The organism is Streptomyces sp. NPDC002463 (assembly GCF_042889835.1).
Lineage (GTDB): Bacteria > Actinomycetota > Actinomycetes > Streptomycetales > Streptomycetaceae > Streptomyces > Streptomyces nymphaeiformis.
Map to the genome: position 1 here is coordinate 1 of NZ_JBIARL010000031.1, position 24,069 is coordinate 24,069.

Here is a 24,069-nt window from a genome sequence, read left to right on the forward strand (position 1 = left end):
GAACCCGGAAGCTAAGCCTTTCAGCGCCGATGGTACTGCAGGGGGGACCCTGTGGGAGAGTAGGACGCCGCCGAACAATTTTTAGCCTCAACCCCCGGACACCGTCCGGGGGTTGAGGCATTTTTGCGTTCTAGGCTGTGGCCATGCGATACGACCTGGTGATCTTCGACAACGACGGCGTGCTCGTGGACAGCGAGCCGATCTCCAACACCCTGCTGGCCGGCTATCTGACGGAGCTTGGGCACCCCACCACGTTCGAGGAGTCCGTGCGCGACTACATGGGCTCGGCCATGCACACCATCCATGAGCTCGTCGAGGAGCGGAGCGGGAAGAAGCTGCCTGCGGACTTCGACGATGTCTTTCACGCGCGCGTGTTCGCCGCGTTCCAGGCCGAGTTGGAGGTCGTGGCCGGGGCCGGGGACGTGCTCAAGGGGCTCGCCGCGGCCGACGTTCCGTACTGTGTGGCCTCCTCCGGGAGCCACGAGCGGATCAGGGTCGGTCACCGGAAGACCGGGCTCGACGTCTGGTTCACGGACGAGACCATCTTCAGTGCCGAGGACGTCGGCCGGGGCAAGCCGGCGCCGGACCTCTTCCTCCACGCCGCCGAGCAGATGGGGGTCGCGCCCGAGCGGTGTGTGGTGGTCGAGGACAGCGGGCCCGGGGTGCAGGCCGCCCTGGCCGCCGGGATGGACGTCTACGGGTTCACCGCGATGACCCCGGAAGCCAAGCTCACGGGGGCCAAGGGCTTCTTCGCCAGGATGGAGGAGCTTCCCGCGATTTTGGGGACGTGATCCATCTACCCAGCGGTAGTTTCCGGCCGTACGCTGTGCCGCCATGACGGATGCACGTTTGCGGCGTGGGCGGGGATCCCTGGCGGTCAGTTTCTTCGTGCAGGGGGTCACCTTCGCCCTGCTCGTGACGCGAATACCGGCGATCCAGGACCAGTACGGGATCTCGGACGGGCTGCTGCCGGCCTTCCTGGCGGCGGTCCCGATCCTGGCGGGTGTGGCGAGCGTGGTGACCGAGAAGGTCGTCGCCAGGGTCGGGCCGGCGGTGGTACTGCGGTGGGCGCAGCCCTTCGTGCTGCTGGCTCTCCTGGCCGTGGGCCTGGGGTCCGAGCTCTGGCACGCCGCGATCGCCCTGGGACTCTTCGGGCTCGCCGTGGGCGCCCTGGACGCGTCCATGAACATGCTGGGCGTGAGCCTCCAGCGGGCGTACGGCCGGAGCATCATGCTCGGCTTCCACGCCGCGTACAGCCTCGGCGGGATCGCGGGGGCCTCGCTGGCCTGGGCGGGGGCGCACTGGCACCTGTCGCTGTTCGTGTCCTACCTGCCGGTGGTGGCCGTGCTGCTGCCCGTCGTGTTCGTCGGCAGCCGGTGGTACGTGGCCGGTTCCGGGGAGGCCGGCGCGGTCGAGGCGGGGGAGGGCAAGGGGAGCGGTGTCGTCTTCAAGGTGCTGCTGCCGCTCTGCCTCGTGATGACCTTCGCGTACATCGGGGACTCGACGGTCTCCAACTGGAGCGCCAAGTACCTCCAGGACGTGCTCGGCAGTTCGGAGGAGCTGGCGACCGTCCCGTACAACGCGTACATGGTGACGACGCTGCTCGGGCGGGCCGTCGGGGACTTCGGGGTGCGGCGCTTCGGGGCCGTCGTGGTCGTCCGGGCCGGCGCGGTGCTCGCGGCGCTCGGGTTCGCGGCGGTCGCGGCGGCTCAGGGTGCCTGGGCGGGGATCGCCGGGTTCACGGTGCTCGGGCTCGGGCTGAGCGTGATCGTGCCGCAGACCTTCGCCGCGGCGGGGCGGTTGTTCCCGGGGGCCAGCGACGCGGCGGTCGCGCGGCTCAACGTCTTCAACTACGTGGGCTTTCTCGTCGGGTCCCCTCTGGTGGGGGCGCTCGGGGACGCGTGGAGCTATCGGGGGGCCATGCTGGTGCCGATGGTGCTGGTCCTGGTGACGGTGGTGTACGCCACGTCGTTCGGTTCGCGCGAGGCCCGATACCGTGGCGGGCATGAGCGGCCGCGCACTGTTGATGTGGGATGAAGCTGTCACGCAGTACGACTTCGGGTCCGAGCATCCGATGGATCCGGTACGGCTCGCGCTGACGATGTCGCTGGTGCGGGCCTACGGGCTCGATCGGGCGGTGGACGTGGTCGCGGCGAAGCCGGCCGGGGACTCGACGCTGCGGCTCGTGCACCGCGAGGACTACGTGGCGGCGGTGCGGGCGGCCTCGGCGGACCCGCGCCACGCCGACCAGGCGTACGGGCTCGGCACGGTCGACGATCCGGCGTTCGCCGGGATGCACGAGGTGTCCGCGCTGATCGCCGGGCAGTCGGTGGGTGCGGCGGAGGCCGTGTGGCGCGGAGAGGCCCAGCACGCGGTGAACTTCGCGGGCGGGCTGCACCACGCGATGCCGGGCTCGGCCTCCGGGTTCTGCATCTACAACGACGCCTCGCTCGCCATCGCCCGGCTGCTCGAGCTCGGTGCCGAGCGGGTCGCGTACGTGGATGTGGACGTGCACCACGGGGACGGGGTGCAGGCGGCGTTCTGGGAGGACCCGCGGGTGCTGACGGTGTCGCTGCACGAGCATCCGCGGACGCTGTTCCCGCAGACGGGCTGGCCCGAGGAGACGGGCGCTGCGGGGGCCGGTGAGGGCGGGGCGGTGAACGTGGCGCTGCCGGCCGGGACGGGCGACGCGGGATGGCTGCGGGCCTTCCACGCGGTCGTACCGGAGCTGCTCGCGGACTTCCGGCCGCAGGTGCTCGTGACGCAGCACGGCGCGGACACGCACTTCGAGGATCCGCTGGCGCACCTGGCGGTGTCGCTGGACGCGCAGCGGGCGGTGCAGGAGGCCTGTCACGAGCTGGCGCACGCGCACGCGGAGGGGCGCTGGCTGGCCCTGGGCGGTGGCGGGTACGCGGTGGTGGACGTCGTACCGCGGTCGTGGACGCATCTGGTGGGGATCGTGGCGCACGCTCCGGTGGATCCGGAGTCGGTGATCCCGGCGTCCTGGCGGGACGAGGTGTACGCGCGGACCCGGCAGCTCGGGCCGGCGCGGATGACGGACGGGCGGTGGCCGGTGGGCTTCCGGGACTGGGCCGAGGGGTACGACCCGGCGGACCGGCTCGACCAGGCGGTGCTTGCGACGCGGAAGGCGGCGTTCCCGCTGCGGGGGCTGCTCGCCTAGCGATCTGAGGCGTTCCCCCGGGTCATCTAGAACGTTCTCCTGGGGGTTACGCCGACTGTGGGGTGTCCGGGAGGTTTGGACGTCCGGGCGGCGGTGTTCCGGCAGCATCGGACGGGTGTGGAGTACCGGGGCGCTGCGGGCGCATCTGTTGGCGTCGGGGTTGGCCGGGACGGTGGCGACTTCGCGGGAGGAGAACCTGCGGAGCTATCGGCTCTTCGCCGCGCGTGATCCGCGGGTGCTGCTCGGGCTCGACCCTGCGTGGGGGTGGGACGAGGCCGGGCTGCTGAGGCTGATGGCCGACAAGTGCGGGGTGTCGGGTGATCCGGCGCACCGGTCGGGGCCGGACGTGATCGATCCGGAGCGTACGGTGCGGGGGCTCGACGCCTTCGCGGCGCGCCTGGGCGCGGCGGCGGCGCGGCGGGTGCCGGTGCTGCTCGGGACGGGGCATCCGCACCGTCTGCTCGGTTTCTACGCCGCTCTCGCAGACGCCTTGTCGGCGGCGGGATGTCTTGTCCTCACACCGGCGCAGGGGAGATGTGTCGACATAACGACCCGGTTCGGCGTACGTACGTACCTCCTCGACTACGTACGCGGGGTCGCGCTGGTACGGGAACCGGGGCCGTCCGCCGGCGGGCGTGTGCCGGGGGCGCACTCCCACTCGCCGCTGCCGGTTAGGGCCGCTCTGGAGAGTGCGGCCGACGGTGGCGGGCCGCTGCCGGAGCTGGTGGTGGGGGACCACGGCTGGGTCTGCGGGGCAGGTCAGCTGGGTATCGAGGCCATCGGTCTTGCCGATACGGATGATCCGGCGTTGTTCGTCGGGGAGGCGGAGGGGCAGGTGTCGGTGGCCGTTCCGCTTGATGACGGCGTGCGCTCCGCCTCGTACCTCCCGCTCACGCGCTATGTACTCAATCGAGCGTGTCTGTCACGGTAAACGGCCGATGGCAGCTCCTCTTCCCCACTCGTACCACCCGCCCCTAGTCTGGAGAGTGAGCGCTCGGCGACGAAGAGTCACCGGAGGGGAAGCCGGTGGGCGTCGCGGCGGAAGGTACAGGTGGGTCATGGCTGCTGGCGATCGACCTCTCAACGAGGTCAAGTTTCTGACCGTGGCGGAAGTCGCCTCGGTGATGCGCGTGTCGAAGATGACCGTGTACCGCTTGGTGCACAGCGGTCATCTGCCGGCGATCCGGGTGGGGAGGTCCTTCCGGGTGCCGGAACAGGCCGTTCACGAGTACCTGAGGGAGTCCTTCGTGGGGGTGGGGACCGCGTAGCGGGCGCGCTGCGGTAAAGCCGGGAAAGCTCTGTATGGCCCTCGGATTACAAGCGTGGTCCTCGGGACGGTAGGCTAGGCCGACGTAGGTCGTGTGGGCCCAGACGCCCCGCACCGATTCCCGCCGAGGCGGGGATGTTCCGAGAAGTGAGCGAGGGTAGTCGTGGGCTCTGTTATCAAGAAGCGGCGCAAGCGGATGGCGAAGAAGAAGCACCGCAAGCTGCTCAAGCGCACGCGCGTTCAGCGTCGCAACAAGAAGTAAGGCGACAGCTGCTTCGCAGCGTTTGTGCGTCAGGCGTGGCCCTTCACCGTTCGCGGTGGAGGGCCACGCCTTTTGTACGGGGCCTGTGCAGGGCCCCGCTTTTATCCCGCGGAAATGTCGAGGCGCTACGGTGTCGACCAACGGAAGCGACCGACGGAAGACGGACGGAAGGCGCTGATCTTGGGCAAGGTCGTGCTCGTCACCGGTGCCGCGCGGCATCTGGGCGGCCGCTTCGTGCGGCGGATCCAGCGGGACCCGGAAGTGGAGCGGGTGATCGCCGTGGACGCGGTGGACCCCGCGCACCAGCTCGGCGCCGCCGAGTTCGTACGGGCGGACATCCGCCGGCCGGAGATCGCCAAGGTGCTCGCGGAGCACGACGTCGACACGGTGGTCCATCTGGACGTCACCGGTACGGCGCTGGGCGGCGGCGGCCGGACGTCGGTCAAGGAGACCAACGTCATCGGCACGATGCAGCTCCTCGGCGCCTGCCAGAAGTCGCCGCGGATCGGGCGCCTGGTCATCAAGTCCAGTACGAGCGTCTACGGCTCCGCGCCCCGGGACCCGGCCGTCTTCACCGAGACGACACCCGCGAAGTCCCTGCCGAGCGGCGGCTTCGCGAAGGACGCCGTCGAGGTCGAGGGGTACGTCCGGGGCTTCGCCCGGCGCCGGCCGGACGTGGCCGTGTGCGTGCTGCGGTTCGCGAACATCCTCGGTCCCCGGGTCGACTCCCCGCTCGCCGAGTATCTGGCGCTGCCGGTGCTGCCGACCGTCCTCGGCTACGACCCGCGGCTGCAGTTCGTCCACGAGGACGACGTCGTCGACGTCCTGCGCCTGGCGGCGCACGAACCCCGGAGGGCGACCCAGAACAGCGGCACGTTCAACGTGGCCGGGGACGGGGTGCTGCTCCTGTCCCAGTGCGCGCGGCGGCTCGGGCGGCCTACGGTGCCGGTGCTGCTGCCCGCGGTCACCTGGGTGGGCACCGCGCTGCGCACGGTCGGGATCACCGACTTCGCGCCCGAGCAGATCCGGCTGCTCACCCACGGCCGGGTCGTCTCGACGGTCCACACGCGCGAGGTCCTCGGCTTCTCGCCGCGCTACTCGACGGCGGAGGCGCTCGCCGACTTCGCGCGCGGCCGGGGGCCGGGGCTGCTGCCGCCCGAGCTGCTCGCCGGGGCGGTGGACCGGCTCGCCGGTCGCCTCGCCACCCCTGACGCTTCCACCCTTCACCACGGCGCCTGAGGAGACCCGACTGCGATGGCGGACGCCAAGGTCATTCCGTTCGACGACGACCGCTCACGGGCCCGTCGGCGGCCTGCCAGGGCCGAGGGCGAGGCGGCGGCCGTACGGGCCCTGCCGGGGCCTCAGCAGGCCTCCGGGGAGCCCGCTCCGGCTGCGAAGCCCGAGCCGACGCCGGAGCCCGAGCCGGCGCCCGTCGCGGGTGGGGGGAGCGGCTGGGAGCGGCGGCTCGCGGGCGGGCTCGCGTTCCTGCGGCGGCGCGTCACCGGCGAGTACGAGGTCGACGAGTTCGGCTACGACGAGGAGCTGACCGACCAGGTCCTGATGTCGCTGCTCCGCCCGCTGTACGAGAAGTACTTCCGGGTGGAGGTGAAGGGCGTCGAGAACATCCCGGCCGAGGGCGGGGCGCTGATCGTCGCCAACCACTCCGGGACGCTGCCGCTGGACGGGCTGATGATGCAGGTCGCCGTCCACGACCACCATCCGGCGGGTCGGCACCTGCGGCTGCTCGCGGCGGACCTGGTCTTCGTCCTGCCCGTCGTCAACGAGCTGGCCCGCAAGGCGGGGCACACGCTGGCCTGTGCGGAGGACGCGGAGCGGCTGCTGCGGGCCGGCGAGATCGTCGGCGTCATGCCGGAGGGCTTCAAGGGGATCGGGAAGCCGTTCGGGGAGCGGTACAAGCTCCAGCGGTTCGGGCGGGGCGGCTTCGTGTCGACGGCGCTGCGGGCCGGGGTGCCGATCGTGCCCTGCTCGATCGTGGGCGCGGAGGAGATATACCCGATGCTCGGGAACGCCAAGACGCTGGCGCGGGTCCTCGGTTTCCCGTACTTCCCGCTCACCCCGACCTTCCCCTGGCTGGGGCCGCTCGGGGCGCTGCCGCTGCCGACGAAGTGGACGATCCAGTTCGGCGAGCCGATCCCGACGGACTCGTACGCGCCGGAGGCGGCGGAGGACCCGATGCTGATGTTCAACCTGACGGATCAGGTGCGGGAGCAGATCCAGCACACGCTCTACAAGCTGCTGGTGCAGCGGCGGTCGGTGTTCTTCTGACCCGTGGGTCTCGGTGGCATGAAGAAGGGGCGCCCCCCGTCCGTGGGGGCGCCCCTTCTCCTTGCTAGCGAGCGTCCTCGCTGTCGATGCCGAGGCCCGGAAGGAGGCCCGGCAGGAGTGGCGGCAGGGTCACGTCCGGCACGTCCGGGGTCGGCTGGCCCTGGGTGGGTGTCGTCGGTGTGCCCGTCGGGGACGGGTTGAGCAGTCCGCCGGTGTTGCCGCCGAGGAGGCCGTCGTCCTCGTGCGAGCCGGTGCTGCTGCCCGCGCTCGGGGTGGTTCCCGTGCTGGACCCGGACGGGCGGGGCGCGGCGGAGTGGCTGCCCGAGGGGGACGTCTCCTGGCCGGCCGGCGGACGCTGGGTGTCCGCGCCGGGGGTGTCCTTCGGGGTGCCGGGCCTGCTGCGCGGTCCCTCGGAGTCGATGGCGCCCTTGCCGGGGGTGCGGGGGAGCACCGACTGGAGCGGCTCGACGTCTTCGTCTATGGCGTCGAAGACGTCCGTCACCTCGCTGCCGACGTCCGCCAGCTGGACGGGGAGCCGGTCGCGGAGGCCGTTCCAGGTGTCCCGGTGGGCCTGCGCGAAGGAGTTGAGACGGGCCATCGGGCCGATCTCGCCGTCCCGCTCGTACGCCTCGCGGAGCAGCCTGCGGCCCTCGGAGGCGTCGTGCTTCATTCCGCCCAGGACCCGGCGGATCTCGGCGAGGGACTCGTGGTCGAGCTCCCCGGCGCGGTCGCGCTCCATGAGGCGGCGGGCCTCGCTGAGGCGGGTGGAGGCCTGGTCGAGGTAGATGCCGCCGCGGTCCGCGTCGTCGTCCGCCATGCCCAGTTTGATGTCCTCCATGCCCCGCTTGAGCCCGTAGAGCGAGTCACCGGGGAGGGCGTCGGAACTAGCAGCGGCCACTCCGCCGAAGGCGCCCGCCGCCACACCGACCGTGAGGCCGCCGGCGGCGAGGCCCTTGGTCCAGCGGGACCGGGGTCGCAGCTTCCGGAGCGGGGACGCCCGGTGGGTTCCCTTGCCGGTGGATGTCCGCTGCTCCGGCACCGTAGGGCCCCCGGCCGCGCTGCCCTCCATGAGCATCGCTTCCATGGCGGCGACGAGCTGGGCTCGCTGCACCACCTTGACCTCGGGGTCGAGCTGTGGCTTCGGCAGCTCGCCCAGGCCGTTCGCCAAGGCCAACAGCCGCCCCTGTTCGGCGGGTTCGGCCGGTTCCGCCGGGGCCTCGGGCTGCTCGGCCGCCGCGTCCTCGGACGCCCGGTCCTCCAGGGCCTGGGCGAAGGCGTTCGCCCGCCGGTGCGCCGATACGTTCGCGATCACTGGCGGCACCTCCTCTCGTCATGACGGTCGACTCCCCGGGGTGTCCGGAAGGTTGCACGCCTTGAGCACATCCACACGAAAGAGTGAGTGGCTGCGGACATGGCGTGACCACAGGGAGCCTGCATCCCGCACAACGAGCGGCGCGGCACTTGGGTTACGCGCGAAAGATGATCGGACCAGTGCGTCATCGGGGCGTCACCGACTGTGAGTTGGACGGGGGTCGTGGGGATGTGGGGGGAAGGGTGGGCATGGGGGCGCGGACCGGGGTAGGGGGGTGCGTGTGGGGGGCGCGGAGCGGTCAGCGGGCGTCGTCCGGGAGGAGGCGGGCCAGGGTGCGGACGGCCCGGTACTGGAGGGTCTTGATCGCGCCCTCGTTCTTGCCCATGACCCGGGCGGTCTCGGCGACGGAGAGGCCCTGGAGGAAGCGCAGGGTCACGCACTCCTGCTGCTGGGGGTTGAGGCGGCGGACCGCGTCGAGCAGGGCGGCGTTCGACAGGGACTCCAGGACGGAGTCCTCCGGGCTGCGCTCGACCTCGTTGGCGTCGAGCATCTCGCCGGTGGTGACTTCCAGGCGGAAGCGGCTGGACTTGAAGTGGTCGGCGACCAGGTTCCGGGCGATGGTGACGAGCCAGGCGCCGAAGTCGCGGCCCTGCCAGGTGAAGGTGGAGATCCGGCGCAGGGCGCGCAGGAAGGTCTCGCTGGTGAGGTCCTCCGCCGTCGCCTTGCCGCCGACGCGGTAGTAGATGTAGCGGTAGACCGTGTCGCTGTACTGGTCGTACAGGCGGCCGAAGGCCTCGGCCTCGCCGGCCTGGGCGCGCTCGACCAGGTCCATCATGCGGGCGCTGTCGCTGTCCGCGGTGGGGCGGCGGGCGGTGGTCGAGGCTCCTGAGCGGGCGCCGCGTCTGCTCACGGCGGCGCCGCCGTCGGCCAGGGCGTAGCAAGGGCCGACGGGTGCCGGTGCGGCGAAGGCGAAGGCGGGGACAGGGCCGGCGTACGCGGTGGGGACGAAGCCGCGCAAGTGGTCGAGGACCGTTGCGCGCAGCGTAGCCAGGCCCGAGGTGTCAACCCCGACGTGTGGGTACACGGGACTCCCAGAGGCAGAGCTTCCATCACGTGCAGTGCGGGACCGTTCACCCGTCGTGGCGACGTGAGGGGTCCTTTGTGCGTCTGAGGAGAATAACGCTTCGTACAGGCAGCGCTACACCCAGTTGCTCAAATCACCGGTTACGTCGTATCTGTTACTGCTTGTAGTCGCATCAAGGCGCAGTTCGTGACCGGTTGTTGATCGCTTTGCTTCCGAGTGTGACTGCGCGGGCGATGCGTTGTGCTCAAGTACGGGGCGCGTGAGTGAACGGGGCCGCTGCGGGGTAAGGGGGCGAGAATGCCCGGGAGTCGACCTGTGCGGTGCTGTTCGACCACGGACGGGTGAGCGGGGCTGGTCCGGGGTTGTCGCAGATGATCGCAGCCGAAACGTATCGGCAGGACCCTGCCGTGAACCGGCGCCGGACCCGCGTCAGTGGCGGCGGCGGTGCAGGGCGACCGCGGCGGCCGTGCCGCCCGCCAGCGCGCCCAGGCCCGCGGCGGCGGGGATGCCGACCTTCGCGGCCTTCCGGCCGGTCCGGTAGTCGCGCAGCCGCCAGTCCCGGTCCTTCGCGTGCTTGCGCAGCTTGGTGTCCGGGTTGATCGCGTACGGGTGCCCCACCAGCGACAGCATCGGGATGTCGTTGTGCGAGTCGCTGTACGCGGCGCAGCGGGCGAGGTCCAGGCCCTCGGCGGCGGCCAGCGCCCGGACCGCCTCGGCCTTGGCCGGGCCGTGCAGCAGCTCGCCGACCAGCCGGCCCGTGTAGACCCCGTCCACCGACTCCGCGACCGTGCCGAGCGCGCCGGTGAGGCCGAGGCGGCGGGCGATGATCGTGGCCGTCTCGACCGGGGCGGCCGTCACCAGCCAGACCTTCTGGCCCGCGTCCAGGTGCGCCTGGGCGAGGCCACGGGTCCCGGGCCAGATGCGGTCGGCCATGTACTCGTCGTAGATCTCCTCGCCGATCGACATCAGTTCGGAGACGCGGTGGCCCTTGACGATGGAGAGCGCGCTGTCGCGGGCCTCCTGCATGTGCGCCGGGTCCTCGACGCCGGCCAGCCGGAACCAGACCTGCGCCCAGGCGAAGCGTGCGAGTTCACGGCGCTGGAAGAACTTCCGCTTGTACAGGCCGCGGCCGAAGTGGAAGATCGCGGCGCCCTGCATCACGGTGTTGTCGAGGTCGAAGAAGGCGGCTGCGCGCACGTCGCCGACGACCGGGAACTCGGGCTCCGCGGCCTCGGGTTCGGCGGCGGCGGACTCCTCGCGCTCCTGTTCCAGCTGGAGCGAGGACTTGCGCGCCGCCTCGGCGGCGGCCTCGCCTGCCAGGACGCTGCGCGCGGTGGCGGAGCGCCTACGGGGGGTGAGCCATCCCAGTGCGGCCATGCCGTTGAGCATAGCCAGTCTGTTCGGTACTTCCCGACTTGTGAGGATGCCGTCGTGTGAACAGTGGGGGACTCCACTGTTACCCGGCGCCAGAATGGACGCCATGTTCGGACGTACGAAGAAGAAGGCCGCCGCTTCGCGGACCGTCACGCTGATCGGCAAGCCGGGGTGCCATCTCTGTGACGACGCCCGCGCGGTGATCGAGACCGTGTGCGCGGAGACCGGAGCATCCTGGGAGGAGAAGGACATCACCCGGGACGAGGAGCTCCACCGGGCGTACTGGGAGCAGATTCCCGTCGTCCTGATCGACGGCGAACAGCACACCTTCTGGCGCGTGGACGCCGGCCGGCTCCGGCGCGAACTGGGTGCCTGACCGAAAGACGGCTACCATCATGGACGTTTTGTTGGGTTTCGGGGGCGGCATCGTGAGGAGAGTGTGCGGCTTTGCCCCCTTCGGGATCTCAACGCGCTGACACGCTCCGCGGTTCCGCGACGATGCGAACCGGCCGCGTGACCCCGGTCACTTTGGCCGGACAAAACGGACACCATCTTTGTGCACGCGTTCACAAAGACATAGCCTGCATTCGACGGGGCGGTCTTGTGACGTATGGCCGCCTGCAGCCCCGCTCATCCCGCAGGAGCACCGTGGCAACTGGCCGAACTCACCGACCGGCGACCCGTAGCCGAGGAATTCCCGAGGCCACCGTCGCCCGGCTTCCGCTGTATCTGCGCGCACTCACCGCGCTCTCGGAGCGCTCCGTACCCACGGTCTCCTCCGAGGAGCTCGCGGCCGCGGCGGGGGTCAACTCCGCGAAGCTGCGCAAGGACTTCAGCTACCTCGGCTCGTACGGCACCCGCGGTGTCGGCTACGACGTCGAGTACCTCGTCTACCAGATCTCCCGTGAGCTGGGGCTCACCCAGGACTGGCCCGTCGTCATCGTCGGCATCGGCAACCTCGGCGCCGCCCTCGCCGGCTACGGCGGCTTCGCCTCCCGCGGCTTCCGCGTCGCCGCGCTCATCGACGCCGACCCCGCCATGACCGGCAAGCCGGTCGCCGGGATCCCCGTCCAGCACAGCGACGACCTCGAGAAGATCATCAGCGAGGACGGCGTCTCCATCGGCGTCATCGCGACCCCGGCCGGCGTCGCCCAGCAGGTCTGCGACCGGCTCGTGGCCGCCGGAGTCACCTCCATCCTGAACTTCGCCCCGACCGTGCTCTCCGTGCCCGACGGCGTCGACGTGCGCAAGGTCGACCTCTCCATCGAGCTGCAGATCCTCGCCTTCCACGAGCAGCGGAAGGCCGGCGAGGAGACCGGTGCCGAGGAGGGCCCCGACGCGCTCGCCGAGCCGGAGCCCGAGCCCGCCGCCGTCGTACCGCCGGCCCCGCGCGCCACCACGGGCACCACCGGTCGCAAGGGACCCGACGGGGACGTCCCCGCGGTGATGCCGGCATGAGCCTTCTCGTCGTCGGCCTCAGCCACCGCAGCGCCCCCGTCTCCATCCTGGAGCGGGCCTCGCTGTCGGCGGACACCCAGACCAAGCTGCTCCAGGACACCCTCGCCGCCGAACCGGCCGCCGAGGGCACCGTCCTGGCCACCTGCAACCGCATCGAGCTCTACGCCGACGTGGACAAGTTCCACGCCGGGGTCGCCGAGCTGTCCACGCTGCTCGCGCAGCACAGCGGCGTCGGCCTGGACGAGCTCACTCCTTATCTCTATGTGCACTACGAGGACCGGGCCGTCCACCACCTCTTCTCGGTGGCCTGCGGACTCGACTCCATGGTCGTCGGCGAGGGTCAGATCCTCGGCCAGATCAAGGACGCCCTCGCCCTCGGCCAGGACCTCCACACCGCGGGACGCCTCCTCAACGACCTGTTCCAGCAGGCCCTGAGGGTCGGCAAGCGCGCCCACAGCGAGACCGGGATCGACCGGGCCGGGCAGTCGCTCGTCACCTTCGGCCTGGAGCAGCTCGCGCAGGACACCGACGTCGAGACCTGGGCCAAGGGCAAGAAGGCCCTCGTCATCGGCGCCGGCTCGATGTCCTCGCTCGCCGCCGCCACCCTGGCGCGCTCCGGCGTCTCCGAGATCGTCATCGCCAACCGCACCCTGGCCCGCGCCGAGCGGCTCGCCCAGATCCTGAACGAGCCCGGGGGAACGGGCGTGGCCGCACGCGCGGTCGAGATGGTTGCCGTCGGCGACGAACTGACACGTGCCGACGTCGTCGTCTCCTGCACCGGCGCCACCGGACTCGTCCTCACCGGCGAGGCCGTCGAGGCCGCCGCGCGCGGACGCCGCGACCCGCTCTTCCTCCTCGACCTCGCCATGCCCCGCGACATCGACGCCGCAGCCCACCGCATCCCCGGTGTCCGGCTCGTCGACATCGAGTCGCTCGCCGAGGCCTCCGCCGACGCGCCCATGGCCTCCGACGTCGACCAGGTCCGCGGCATCGTCTCCGACGAGGTCGCCGCCTTCGGCGCGGCCCAGCGCGCCGCCCACATCACCCCGACCGTGGTCGCCCTGCGCACCATGGCCGCCGAAGTGGTCGCCGGCGAGGTCGCCCGCCTCGAAGGCCGCCTCCCCGGCCTCGACGACAAGCAGCGCGCCGAGATCACCCAGACCGTGCGCCGCGTCGTCGACAAGCTCCTGCACGCGCCGACCGTGCGGGTCAAGCAGCTGGCCAGCGAGCCCGGCGGCGCCGGGTACGCGGACGCGCTGCGGACACTCTTCGACCTCGACCCGGAGACGGTGGCTTCTGTCAGCCGGGCCGACCTGAATGACGCCGACGTCAAGAACCGAGGGCGAGTATGACCGAGAGGGCACTGAGGCTCGGGACCAGGCGCAGCAAGCTCGCCATGGCCCAGTCCGGGCACGTGGCCGATGCCGTCCGGCAGCTGACCGGCCGGCCCGTCGAGCTCGTGGAGATCACGACGTACGGGGACACCTCCCGGGAGCACCTCGCGCAGATCGGCGGCACCGGCGTCTTCGTCGCCGCGCTGCGTGACGCGCTGCTCGCCGGCGAGGTGGACTTCGCCGTGCACTCCCTGAAGGACCTGCCGACCGCCCAGCACCCCGACCTGGTGCTGGCCGCGATCCCGCTGCGCGAGGACCCGCGCGACGTACTGATCGCGGGCGAGGGCGTCACGCTGGACACGCTGCCCGCGGGCGCGCGCGTCGGCACCGGCTCCCCGCGGCGCATGGCGCAGCTCCACGCGTACGCACGCAACCACGGCCTGGACATCACCTGCGTCCCGATCCGCGGCAACGTGGACACCCGCGTCGGCTACGTCCGCAAGGGCGAGCTCGACGCGGTCGTCCTGGCCGCCGCCGGACTCAACCGCATCGGCGGGACCGACGAGCTCCTCGGCGGCCTGACCGCCGAGCCGCTGGCCGTCGACACCGTCCTGCCCGCCCCCGGCCAGGGGGCCCTGGCCGTCGAATGCCTGGCGTCGAACACCGAACTCGTCGCCGCGCTCGCGCCGCTCGACGACCCGCACACGCGGGCCGCCGTGACCGCCGAGCGATCCCTGCTCGCCGCCCTGGAGGCCGGCTGCTCCGCACCCGTGGGTGCGCTGGCCGACCTGCTGGCCGACGACCCCGGTCACGGGCAGGTTGTCACCGAAATGCGCCTGCGCGGCGTCGTCGGCACCACCGACGGCTCGACGCTGGTGCAGCTGTCCACCACCGGACCCGTACCCACCTCGCACGACGAGGCCCTGGCGCTCGGACGCGAACTCGCGGACGAGATGCTCGCCAAGGGTGCGGCCGGTCTTATGGGGGAGCGAGCACTTTGAGCCCCACCAGCCCGACCACCAGCCCCCTGTCCCCGGCCTTCGCGGGCCATGGGCACGTCACGTTCCTCGGCGCAGGCCCGGGTGACCCCGGACTCCTGACCCTCAGGGCCGTCGAGGCCCTCGCGGGGGCGGACGTCCTGATCGCCGAGCCGGAGGTGCTCGAGGTCGTTCGCGGCCATGCGCGCGTGGGGGTGAGCACGCCTGAGCTGACGGTTGTTGACGAGGCGTCAACAACCGCCGGTGTCCCCGTGTTGAGGGATGCGGCCAATCTTGTCATGGAGGCCGCGCGGGGCGGCAGGCGGGTCGTCCGTGCGGTGACCGGCGACCCCGGCCTCGACGGGAACGCCGGAGCCGAGATGCTCGCCTGCGCCGCCGAGGGCATCCCCTTCGAGGTCGTCCCCGGAGTCGCGACCGCCGTCGGCGTGCCCGCGTACGCCGGTGTCCCGCTGCGCGACGCGCAGGGCACCGACGTGCGCTTCGTCGACGCGCGGACCGCCGACGAGCGGTGCTGGGCCGAGGTCGGTGCCTCGGACGGGACCGTCGTCGTCTCCACCTCCCTCGACTCGGTCGCCGCGGCGGCCGGTGAGCTGGTGGCGGCTGGCCGTAAGCCGGACACCCCGCTCACCGTCACGATCGCGGGTACGACGACGCGCCAGCGCACCTGGAACGCGACCCTCGGGACGATCGCCCAAGTCTTCAAGCAGGGCAAGGTCCTCCCCTCGCCCGAAGGCCACCGGCCCGTCATAGCCGTGGTCGGCGAGCGCAGCGCCCCGGCGCAGCGGGACCAGCTGTCGTGGTTCGAGTCGAAGCCGCTCTTCGGCTGGCGGGTCCTCGTGCCGCGCACCAAGGAGCAGGCCGCGTCGCTCTCCGACCAGCTGCGCTCGTACGGCGCCGTGCCGCACGAGGTGCCGACGATCGCCGTCGAGCCGCCGCGCACGCCGCAGCAGATGGAGCGCGCGGTCAAGGGGCTCGTCACCGGCCGCTACGAGTGGATCGCCTTCACCTCCGTCAACGCGGTGAAGGCGGTGCGGGAGAAGTTCGAGGAGTACGGGCTCGACGCCCGCGCCTTCGCCGGGATCAAGGTCGCGGCGGTGGGCGAGCAGACCGCCGCCGCCCTGGTCGACTTCGGTGTGAAGCCGGACCTCGTGCCGTCGGGCGAGCAGTCCGCGGCGGGTCTTCTCGAGGACTGGCCTCCCTACGACCCGGTCTTCGACCCGATCGACCGCGTCTTCCTGCCGCGCGCCGACATCGCGACCGAGACGCTGGTCGCGGGCCTCATCGAGCTCGGCTGGGAGGTCGACGACGTCACCGCCTACCGGACGGTGCGCGCGTCGCCGCCGCCGGCGGACACGCGGGAGGCGATCAAGGGCGGCGGTTTCGACGCCGTGCTCTTCACCTCCTCGTCGACCGTGCGGAACCTGGTCGGTATCGCCGGCAAGCCGCACAACGTGACGGTCATCGCCTGCATCGGGCCCGCCACGGCCAAGACGGCCGAGGAGCACGGGCTGCGCGTCGACGTGCTCTCGCCCGAGCCGTCGGTCCACAAGCTCGCGGAGGCGCTGGCCGACTTCGGGCTCCGTCGCCGGGAGTCGGCGCTGGAGGCGGGGGATCCGGTGACGCGGCCCAGTGAGCGGCGGCCGGGCGCCAGGCGACGTCGGACGACGTAGCCGGCATAGCGGTTCTGTGGGGTGCGGGTCCGGTTTCCGGGCCCGCACCCCTTGGCGTTGCGGGGCGCGCCTGGCTGCGCCCCCGCCCCTGCGCCTTGACCCGCACCACCAGTGGCGCCGCGCTTCCGATGCGGGTTCAGGTGCGGGAGCCTCTGGCGCCGGCAAGGGCGCCGTTCCGTTGGGCCCACCTGTTCCGCCCCGGCGGAACGCATGCCCACAACGGGGCGGGGCGTATGCCCACAAGGTGTTGGTAAAGGCACTGTGGGTGCAGGCGTAGCCTCGGGGCTATGAACTCGTACGGATCCTTTCCCGGGGCGCGGCCGCGGCGGCTGCGGACGACGCCTGCCATGCGCCGGATGGTGGCCGAGACGCGGCTGCATCCCGCCGACCTGATCCTGCCCGCGTTCGTGCGCGAGGGCATCACCGAGCCCGTGCCGATCCAGGCCATGCCCGGGGTCGTCCAGCACACGCGGGACACCCTGCGGAAGGCCGCCGTGGAGGCGCTGGAGGCCGGGGTCTCCGGGATCATGCTCTTCGGCGTCCCCGAGGACGAGAAGAAGGACGCCGCCGGGACCGCCGGCACCGACCCCGACGGCATCCTTCAGGTCGCCATCCGCGACGTCCGCGCCGAGGTCGGCGACGAGCTCGTCATCATGTCCGACCTGTGCCTCGACGAGTTCACCGACCACGGCCACTGCGGCGTCCTGGACGCCGACGGCCGCGTCGACAACGACGCCACGCTCGAACGCTACGCGGAGATGGCCCAGGTCCAGGCCGACGCCGGCGTCCACGTCGTCGGCCCCTCCGGAATGATGGACGGGCAGGTCGGAGTCGTCCGCGACGCCCTCGACACCATCGGCAAGGAGGACGTGTCGATCCTCGCGTACACCGCGAAGTACTCCTCCGCCTTCTACGGCCCGTTCCGCGAGGCCGTCGGCTCCTCCCTCAAGGGCGACCGCAAGACCTACCAGCAGGACCCCGCCAACCTCCGCGAGTCCCTGCGCGAGCTGGCACTCGACCTGGAGGAGGGCGCGGACATGGTCATGGTCAAGCCCGCGGGGCCGTACCTGGACGTGCTCGCCAAGGTCGCCGCGTCCGTCGACGTCCCCGTCGCCGCGTACCAGATCAGTGGCGAGTACTCGATGGTCGAGGCCGCCGCCGAGAAGGGCTGGATCGACCGCGAGAAGGCGATCCTGGAGACCCTCACCGGCATCCGCCGCGCCGGTGGTCAGATGATCCTCACGTACTGGGCGACCGAGGCCGCGCAGTGGCTGTCCGCCGGGCGCCGCTGACCGGGAGCTAGTCCCACCAGAAGGTCCACACCGGGGCGCCGATCAGCGCCTCGCGGGCGTACTCGCGCAGGCTCTCGTGGTGCCCCTGCGTGATGTTGTCCGGGCAGAACGCGAAGTGTTCCGCCGCCACCGCCTCGGCCTCCTCCGGAGTCCGGGGCGGTGCCGCCACCGACACCACCAGCTGGCCGCCGACGAGCGCCACGACCCGGGCGCCGAAACGGTCCTCCCAGGACCGCAGCACCGCGCACAGCCGCGCCACGTCGTTCTCGTGGTTCAACGGCCCCGTCCAGCCGATGACCGCCGGTATGTCGGCACTGCGCCGCGCCGGGACCAGCGCCGGTCGGGCCTCCGCCATCCAGGAGACCGACGTCGTCAGCGCCTCGGCGATCTTGGTCGCCTCCCGATCCGGGTCGGTGCGCAGACGCTGCGCCGGAGCCAGGCCCGGCCAGCCCGCAGCGAACGGGGCCACGATCTCCTCGTACCCCGGCTGCTCGCCGAACAGCTCCTTCACGGAGGCGGCCACGGCGGGGTCGGGGTCCCGCTCCTCCTCCGGTATCTCCGCGGCCGCGTAGTCCGCCCAGAACCCGGCCAGTACCTCGTCGGCGTCGTGGTCCGCCGGATCGCTCATCCACTCCGGCTCCGGATCCGACTCACCGCCCAGCAGCACCGGCAGCAGCCCCGCCGTACGGGCCGCCGGCCGCAGCGCCGCCCAGGCCCCGGGACCCGCCGGATCGTGCCCCGACCAGAAGTACGGAGCGTCCGCCGGGCCCGTGAGCGCGCCCGGCGGCAGGTCGAGGCCGAGGGAGCGGCCCGTCGGATCGGACACGAGCTTCGGCAGCTGGTTCGGGATCATCGCCATGATCAGAAGGTAGGGGGCCGCACCGACAACGGGGCGAGTGGTGGGGCGGCAGCGGGCGGCGCACCCTGGAGAGGTAGCCGACAGGTCCTCGGTGGAGGTGGTCCTCATGATGCACACGCTTGTCGGATGGCATGTGGAGATGGAATTCAAGGAGGAAGGTGACCGGACGCGGGCCGCGGCCATGGTCCGGCTCACCGACGGCACCGAGTTCCGGGCCCACGGCACCGCGAACCGGCACCCCTCGGACCCGGACCAGCTTCGGGTGGGCGAGGAGATCGCCGGCGCACGCGCCCTCATGGACCTCGCCTCGCAGCTGCTCCAGAAGGCCCACAAGGAGATCGACGAGGTGTCCGGCCGGACCTCTCACGCCATCCGCTGACGACGAAGCCCCCGGACGGAGATCCGTACCGGGGGCTTCACCTCGAAGCGTCAGAGGCGCTCGGGCGTCCGGATGCCGAGCAGGGCCATGCCCTGGTGCAGCGTGCGGGCCGTGAGCTCGCACAGGAACAGACGGTTCTCGACCTGCTCCGGGGTGTCCGCCTTCAGGACCGGGCACTCCGAGTAGAACGTCGTGTAGTGCGAGGCCAGCTGGTACAGGTATGCCGCCAGCTTGTGCGGCGCGTACTCCGCGGCCGTCTCCGCGATCAGCTCGCCGAAACCGTCCAGGTGCAGACCGAGGGCCCGCTCCGAGGCGGCCAGGCCGAGCTCCCGGTGCGCGACCGGCTTCGCGTCGCCGGCCTTCCGCAGGATCGACTGGATACGCGCGTACGCGTACTGCAGGTACACCGAGGTGTCGCCGTTCAGCGAGACCATCTGGTCCAGGTCGAACTTGTAGTCGCGGGCCGCCGACGTCGACAGGTCCGCGTACTTCACCGCGCCGATGCCCACCTGCGCACCACGCTCGGCGATCTCCGCCTCCGTGAGGTCCTGGGCCTTCTCCCGGACCACGGCCGAGGCACGGTCGATCGCCTCGTCCAGCAGATCCACCAGCCGCACCGTCTCGCCCTCACGGGTCTTGAACGGCTTGCCGTCCTTGCCCAGGACCGTGCCGAAGGCCAGCTGGACGGCCTTCACCTCGTCGTTCAGCCAGCCGGCGCGGCGGGCCGTCTCGAAGACCATCTTGAAGTGCAGCGACTGGCGGGCGTCCACCACGTACAGCAGCGACGTCGCCTTCAGGTTCTGCACCCGGTCCCGGATCGCCGACAGGTCCGTCGCCGCGTAGCCGAAGCCGCCGTCGGACTTCTGCACGATCAGCGGCACCGGGTTGCCGTCCGGGCCCTTCACGTCGTCGAAGAACACGCACAGCGCACCCTCGGAACGGACCGCGACGCCCGACTCCTCCAGGATCCGGCAGGTCTCCTGCAGCATGTCGTTGTACCCGGACTCGCCGACGACGTCGCCGTCCCGGATGTCCATGTCCAGCTTGTCGAAGACCGAGTAGAAGTAGATCTTGGACTCGTCGACGAACCGCTGCCAGAGCGCCAGGGTCTCCTCGTCGCCCGCCTGGAGGTCCACGACCCGGGCACGCGCCCGCGTCTTGAACTCCTCGTCGGAGTCGAACAGCGCACGCGAGGCCTTGTACAGCCGGTTCAGGTTCGACATGGCCTCCTCGCCGGAGACCTCCGCCTCCGAGGAGTGGTCCAGCTCGTGCGGGTGCTCGATCAGGAACTGGATGAGCATGCCGAACTGGGTGCCCCAGTCGCCGATGTGGTGACGCCGGACCACCGTCTCGCCGGTGAACTCCAGGATCTCGACCATCGCCGCGCCGATCACCGCGGACCGCAGGTGGCCGACGTGCATCTCCTTCGCCACGTTCGGCTGGGCGTAGTCGATGACCGTCGTGCCCGCCGACTCGTTGAACGGCACGCCGAGACGCGCGTCCGCCGCACGGGCCGCGAGGGTGTCGATGATCGCCGAGTCGGTCACCGTGATGTTCAGGAAGCCGGGGCCCGAGACCTCGATCTCCTTCAGGACGTCGTTGGCCGGGATGGCCTCGACGACCTTCGTCGCCAGCTCACGCGGATTGCCCTTGAGCTGCTTGGCGAGCGCCAGGATGCCGTTGGCCTGGAAGTCGGCCCGGTCGCTTCGTCGCAGCAGCGGGTCGGCGGACGCGGCGTCCGGCAGAGCCGCCGAGAGGCCGTCCGCGAGGCGCTGCTGCACGGTCGAAGCGAGGGAAGGGACCGAGGCCATGAGCTTCCGTTCCTGTTGAGTCCGTCAGGTCTGATTCGCTTGTCAAGTGTCCCATGGCGGCGCAACGTGATTTCCCCGCCTGTGGACAACCTCGGAGAGTGTCGTTCCGTCTGGGAGAATGGTCCTCGTAGGGCTGACAGGCAGAATCCCTCAGGAAGAAGGACGTACCGACCGTGGCTCAGAGCAGCACCGAGACCGACTGGGTCTCCCGTTTCGCGGACGAGGTCATCGCCGAGTCGGAGCGACGTGCGCCTGGCAAACCGGTCGTCGTCGCCTCCGGACTCTCCCCCTCGGGCCCGATCCACCTCGGCAACCTCCGCGAGGTCATGACCCCGCACCTGGTCGCCGACGAGATCCGCCGCCGCGGATACGAGGTCCGGCACCTCATCTCCTGGGACGACTACGACCGCTACCGCAAGGTCCCGAACGGCATCGAGGGCATCGACGCCTCCTGGGCCGAGCACATCGGCAAGCCGTTGACCTCGGTCCCGGCCCCCGCCGGCTCGCCCCACCCCAACTGGGCCGAGCACTTCAAGGCCGCCATGGTCGAGTCCCTCGCGGAGCTCGGCGTCGAGTACGACCCGATCAGCCAGACCGAGCAGTACACGGCCGGCGTCTACCGCGAGCAGATCCTGCACGCCATGAAGCACCGTGGCGACATCGACGCCATCCTCGACCAGTACCGGACGAAGAAGGCCCCGAAGAAGCAGTCCCAGAAGCCCCTCGACGAGGCCGAGCTGGAGGCCGAGGAGGGCTCCGGCGCCGCCGCCGAGGACGACGGCTCCGGGGGCGCCTCCGGCTACTTCCCGTACAAGCCCTACTGCGGTCAGTGCGAGAAGGACCTCACCACCGTCACGTCCTACGACGACGACACCACCGAGCTCGCCTACACCTGCACGAACTGCGGCTTCTCCGAGACCGTCAAGCTCAGCGAGTTCAACCGCGGCAAGCTGGTCTGGAAGGTCGACTGGCCCATGCGCTGGGCCTACGAGGGCGTCATCTTCGAGCCCTCCGGCGTCGACCACTCCTCGCCCGGTTCGTCCTTCCAGGTCGGCGGGCAGATCGTCGGCATCTTCGACGGCGTCCAGCCCATCGGCCCCATGTACGCCTTCGTCGGCATCAGCGGCATGGCCAAGATGTCCTCCTCCCGCGGCGGCGTGCCCACCGCGGCGGACGCCCTGAAGATCATGGAGCCGCAGCTCCTGCGCTGGCTGTACGCCCGCCGTCGGCCCAACCAGTCCTTCAAGATCGCCTTCGACCAGGAGATCCAGCGGCTCTACGACGAGTGGGACAAGCTGGAGGCCAAGGTCGCCGACGGCTCCGTCCTGCCCGCCGACGCCGCCGCCCACTCCCGCGCCGCCCGCACGGCCGCCGGCGAGCTGACGCGCACCCCGCGTCCGCTCCCGTACCGCACCCTCGCCTCCGTCATGGACATCACCGCCGGCCATGACGAGCAGACCCTGCGGATCCTCACCGAACTCGACCCCGAGAACCCGGTGACCTCCCTCGACGAGGTCCGGCCGCGCCTCGACCGCGCCGAGAACTGGATCACCAACCAGGTCCCGGCCGACCAGCGCACCATCGTCCGCGAGGAGCCCGACACCGAGCTCCTCGGCACCCTCGACGACCAGGGCCGCGAGTCGCTCCGCCTGCTCCTGGAGGGCCTCGACACCCACTGGTCGCTCGACGGACTCACCACCCTCGTCTACGGCGTCCCGAAGGTCATGGCCGGTCTCGACCCCGAGGCCAAGCCGACGCCCGAGCTGAAGCTCGCTCAGCGCGCCTTCTTCGCCCTGCTCTACAAGCTCCTCGTCAGCCGCGAGACCGGCCCCCGCCTGCCCACGCTGCTGCTCGCGGTCGGCGCGGACCGGGTGCGCAAGCTGCTCGGCGCGTAGCGTTCAGAGGCTTCGGACCGGGCTGCGGGTCGACGGACGGAGTCCGGCGCAGCCGGTCGAAGCCCGAGAGGCCCCTTGGGGCCGAGCGGTGCGAGGGCGGCGTGGGGAAAGGGGTCCGGCCCCCGCCTGCCCACGCTGCTGCTCGCGGTCGGCGCGGACCGGGTGCGCAAGCTGCTCGGCGCGTGAGCGCGTGACCCGAGTACGTGAAAGGGCCGCCACCCGGATCCGGGTGGCGGCCCTTTCACGTACGACGTCTCTCCTACGGGGTGTCCACGTCGGCCCTCGCCTGCTGGACGCGCTCCTGGGCACCCGGCACCGCCTGCCGCAGCAGGTCGATGTCGTTCGGCGGGAACTCCGGAAGGCCGTACTGCTCGGCCACCAGACGCGCCAGCTCGGCCTCGGCCGGGAACTGCTCGTGCTCGAGCACGTACGAGCCCATGACCTTGTAGACGACGTCCTCGAAGTCGTCGACCCGCTGCTCCGGCTGCTCCACGTACTCCGGGTACTCCACGAACTCCTCCGGACCCGCCGGCGGCACGTCCTCCGGCCCCTGCGGAACCGGGACCGGCATGGGCTCGAGACCCTCCACGATCTGCGGGTTGTACGTGCCCTCGTACGACTCCGGGGAGACCTGCGTGGCGTCGAACCACGGACTCTCGTGGTTCACCGGCCCGACCGGGGCCTGCCCCTGCCCGGGAACCTGCACCTGGACCTGCCCCGGAACCTGCTCCGGCATCTGGCCCTGGACCTGCGCCGGAACCTGCCCCTGGACCTGCGCCGGCAGCGCCGCCTGCTGCTGCGGCTCCGCCAGTGCGACCGGCTGCGGCACCGGCGACAGCGAATCCGCAGGCAGGACGACCGGCTCGATGCCCGCCGCCGCCAGGCCCTCCGGCGCCGTCTCCGCCAGTGGCACCCCGTACCGGGCGAGACGCAGCGGCATCAGCGCCTCCACCGGAGCCTTGCGCCGCCACCCCCGCCCGAAACGCGCCTGCAGCCGCGCCTGGTAGACCAGCCGCTCCTGCTCCAGCTTGATCACCTGCTCGTACGAGCGGAGCTCCCACAGCTTCATCCGCCGCCACAGCCGGAACGTCGGCACCGGCGACAGCAGCCAGCGGGTGATCCGGACGCCCTCCATGTGCTTGTCGGCCGTGATGTCCGCGATCCGGCCCACCGCGTGCCGCGCGGCCTCCACCGCCACCACGAACAGCACCGGGATCACCGCGTGCATCCCCACGCCCAGCGGGTCCGGCCAGGCCGCCGCGCCGTTGAAGGCGATCGTCGCGGCCGTCAGCACCCAGGCGGTCTGGCGCAGCAGTGGGAACGGGATCCGCAGCCAGGTCAGCAGCAGGTCCAGCGCGAGCAGCACACAGATGCCCGCGTCGATGCCGATCGGGAAGAAGTACGAGAAGGTGCCGAAGCCCTTCTGCAGGGCGAGCTCGCGCACGGCGGCGTACGAACCCGCGAAACCGATCCCCGCGATGATCAGCGCACCGCCGATGACGAGGCCGATGAGTATTCGGTGTGTGCGTGTCAGCTGCATCGCGGCCACCCGCGAACCCTCCCGTCAATCGACATCCGGCGCGCACAGAGTGGCACATGTGAGCGAA

Annotated in this window: 22 protein-coding genes and 1 rRNA gene; 17 read left to right on the forward strand and 6 right to left on the reverse strand. The window is 71.3% G+C overall.

What is annotated here, in order from left to right; translation table 11 throughout:
- The 9 genes from rrf to ACFYX3_RS38245 form a co-directional block, all read left to right on the forward strand.
- A 5S ribosomal RNA gene (gene rrf / locus ACFYX3_RS38205) occupies nt 1–76 on the forward strand; the annotation flags it as partial.
- 67 nt (nt 77–143) lie between these two features.
- Entirely contained in the window at nt 144–791 is a 648-nt protein-coding gene (locus ACFYX3_RS38210) for an HAD family hydrolase (protein ID WP_389024084.1), read from the forward strand.
- Between the two features lie 43 nt (nt 792–834).
- Nucleotides 835–2,037 (forward strand): MFS transporter, encoded by a 1,203-nt coding sequence (locus tag ACFYX3_RS38215; RefSeq protein ID WP_389024087.1) that lies wholly within the window; start codon nt 835–837, stop codon nt 2,035–2,037.
- Complete coding sequence (locus tag ACFYX3_RS38220) at nt 2,006–3,181, forward strand: acetoin utilization protein AcuC (protein WP_389024090.1); 1,176 nt, start codon at nt 2,006–2,008, stop codon at nt 3,179–3,181. The genes ACFYX3_RS38215 and ACFYX3_RS38220 overlap by 32 nt, the downstream gene beginning before the upstream one ends.
- Nucleotides 3,182–3,296: 115 nt before the next feature.
- Nucleotides 3,297–4,112, forward strand: coding sequence for a phosphatase (locus ACFYX3_RS38225; protein WP_352030295.1), 816 nt, complete (start codon nt 3,297–3,299; stop codon nt 4,110–4,112).
- A gap of 127 nt (nt 4,113–4,239) precedes the next feature.
- A complete protein-coding gene (locus tag ACFYX3_RS38230; protein ID WP_030223786.1) occupies nt 4,240–4,449 on the forward strand; it encodes a helix-turn-helix domain-containing protein in 210 nt (69 codons plus the stop codon).
- 162 nt (nt 4,450–4,611) lie between these two features.
- The gene (locus ACFYX3_RS38235) at nt 4,612–4,710 is read left to right on the forward strand and encodes a 30S ribosomal protein bS22 (protein WP_003948845.1); all 99 of its coding nucleotides are present in this window, start codon (nt 4,612–4,614) and stop codon (nt 4,708–4,710) included.
- Nucleotides 4,711–4,890: 180 nt separating this feature from the next.
- Entirely contained in the window at nt 4,891–5,949 is a 1,059-nt protein-coding gene (locus ACFYX3_RS38240) for an NAD-dependent epimerase/dehydratase family protein (RefSeq protein ID WP_184932540.1), read from the forward strand.
- Between the two features lie 15 nt (nt 5,950–5,964).
- Nucleotides 5,965–6,996 (forward strand): lysophospholipid acyltransferase family protein, encoded by a 1,032-nt coding sequence (locus ACFYX3_RS38245; RefSeq protein WP_389024095.1) that lies wholly within the window; start codon nt 5,965–5,967, stop codon nt 6,994–6,996.
- Between the two features lie 64 nt (nt 6,997–7,060).
- Here the strand turns inward: ACFYX3_RS38245 and ACFYX3_RS38250 are convergent, their stop codons facing one another.
- The 3 genes from ACFYX3_RS38250 to ACFYX3_RS38260 form a co-directional block, all read right to left on the reverse strand.
- Nucleotides 7,061–8,308 carry a DUF5667 domain-containing protein gene (locus tag ACFYX3_RS38250; protein ID WP_389024098.1) on the reverse strand — a complete coding sequence of 416 codons (1,248 nt, stop codon included), beginning with the start codon at nt 8,306–8,308 and terminating at the stop codon, nt 7,061–7,063.
- Nucleotides 8,309–8,606: 298 nt separating this feature from the next.
- Nucleotides 8,607–9,392 carry an ECF subfamily RNA polymerase sigma factor, BldN family gene (locus tag ACFYX3_RS38255; protein WP_116160370.1) on the reverse strand — a complete coding sequence of 262 codons (786 nt, stop codon included), beginning with the start codon at nt 9,390–9,392 and terminating at the stop codon, nt 8,607–8,609.
- A gap of 429 nt (nt 9,393–9,821) precedes the next feature.
- The gene (locus tag ACFYX3_RS38260; RefSeq protein WP_376594265.1) at nt 9,822–10,769 is read right to left on the reverse strand and encodes an HAD family hydrolase; all 948 of its coding nucleotides are present in this window, start codon (nt 10,767–10,769) and stop codon (nt 9,822–9,824) included.
- 94 nt (nt 10,770–10,863) lie between these two features.
- Between ACFYX3_RS38260 and ACFYX3_RS38265 the strand changes: the two genes are divergently transcribed.
- The 6 genes from ACFYX3_RS38265 (at nt 10,864) to hemB (ending at nt 17,518) form a co-directional block, all read left to right on the forward strand.
- Complete coding sequence (locus ACFYX3_RS38265; protein WP_389024102.1) at nt 10,864–11,142, forward strand: glutaredoxin family protein; 279 nt, start codon at nt 10,864–10,866, stop codon at nt 11,140–11,142.
- A 272-nt stretch (nt 11,143–11,414) separates the two neighbouring features.
- Nucleotides 11,415–12,224 carry a redox-sensing transcriptional repressor Rex gene (locus tag ACFYX3_RS38270; protein ID WP_376594264.1) on the forward strand — a complete coding sequence of 270 codons (810 nt, stop codon included), beginning with the start codon at nt 11,415–11,417 and terminating at the stop codon, nt 12,222–12,224.
- Nucleotides 12,221–13,576 (forward strand): glutamyl-tRNA reductase, encoded by a 1,356-nt coding sequence (locus ACFYX3_RS38275; protein ID WP_382660099.1) that lies wholly within the window; start codon nt 12,221–12,223, stop codon nt 13,574–13,576. Before ACFYX3_RS38270 ends, ACFYX3_RS38275 begins: the two co-directional genes overlap by 4 nt.
- Nucleotides 13,573–14,559 (forward strand): hydroxymethylbilane synthase, encoded by a 987-nt coding sequence (gene hemC / locus ACFYX3_RS38280; protein WP_389024107.1) that lies wholly within the window; start codon nt 13,573–13,575, stop codon nt 14,557–14,559. The genes ACFYX3_RS38275 and hemC overlap by 4 nt, the downstream gene beginning before the upstream one ends.
- Nucleotides 14,556–16,226: a uroporphyrinogen-III synthase gene (locus tag ACFYX3_RS38285; protein ID WP_351188942.1), complete on the forward strand. Its 1,671-nt coding sequence runs from the start codon at nt 14,556–14,558 to the stop codon at nt 16,224–16,226. Before hemC ends, ACFYX3_RS38285 begins: the two co-directional genes overlap by 4 nt.
- Before the next feature lie 287 nt (nt 16,227–16,513).
- Nucleotides 16,514–17,518 (forward strand): porphobilinogen synthase, encoded by a 1,005-nt coding sequence (hemB, locus tag ACFYX3_RS38290; RefSeq protein ID WP_389024111.1) that lies wholly within the window; start codon nt 16,514–16,516, stop codon nt 17,516–17,518.
- 7 nt (nt 17,519–17,525) lie between these two features.
- Here the strand turns inward: hemB and ACFYX3_RS38295 are convergent, their stop codons facing one another.
- Complete coding sequence (locus ACFYX3_RS38295) at nt 17,526–18,377, reverse strand: DUF4253 domain-containing protein (RefSeq protein WP_389024114.1); 852 nt, start codon at nt 18,375–18,377, stop codon at nt 17,526–17,528.
- Between the two features lie 109 nt (nt 18,378–18,486).
- On the opposite strand from ACFYX3_RS38295, the gene ACFYX3_RS38300 reads away from it, so the two are divergent.
- The gene (locus ACFYX3_RS38300; protein ID WP_116165466.1) at nt 18,487–18,756 is read left to right on the forward strand and encodes a DUF1876 domain-containing protein; all 270 of its coding nucleotides are present in this window, start codon (nt 18,487–18,489) and stop codon (nt 18,754–18,756) included.
- Between the two features lie 50 nt (nt 18,757–18,806).
- Here the strand turns inward: ACFYX3_RS38300 and argS are convergent, their stop codons facing one another.
- Nucleotides 18,807–20,567: an arginine--tRNA ligase gene (argS, locus tag ACFYX3_RS38305; RefSeq protein ID WP_389024116.1), complete on the reverse strand. Its 1,761-nt coding sequence runs from the start codon at nt 20,565–20,567 to the stop codon at nt 18,807–18,809.
- A gap of 173 nt (nt 20,568–20,740) precedes the next feature.
- Between argS and lysS the strand changes: the two genes are divergently transcribed.
- Nucleotides 20,741–22,462: a lysine--tRNA ligase gene (gene lysS / locus ACFYX3_RS38310; protein ID WP_376594252.1), complete on the forward strand. Its 1,722-nt coding sequence runs from the start codon at nt 20,741–20,743 to the stop codon at nt 22,460–22,462.
- 259 nt (nt 22,463–22,721) lie between these two features.
- On the opposite strand, the gene ACFYX3_RS38315 is transcribed toward lysS, so the two are convergent.
- Nucleotides 22,722–24,011 carry a DUF2637 domain-containing protein gene (locus ACFYX3_RS38315; protein WP_389024119.1) on the reverse strand — a complete coding sequence of 430 codons (1,290 nt, stop codon included), beginning with the start codon at nt 24,009–24,011 and terminating at the stop codon, nt 22,722–22,724.
- Between the last annotated feature and the right edge of the window lie 58 nt (nt 24,012–24,069).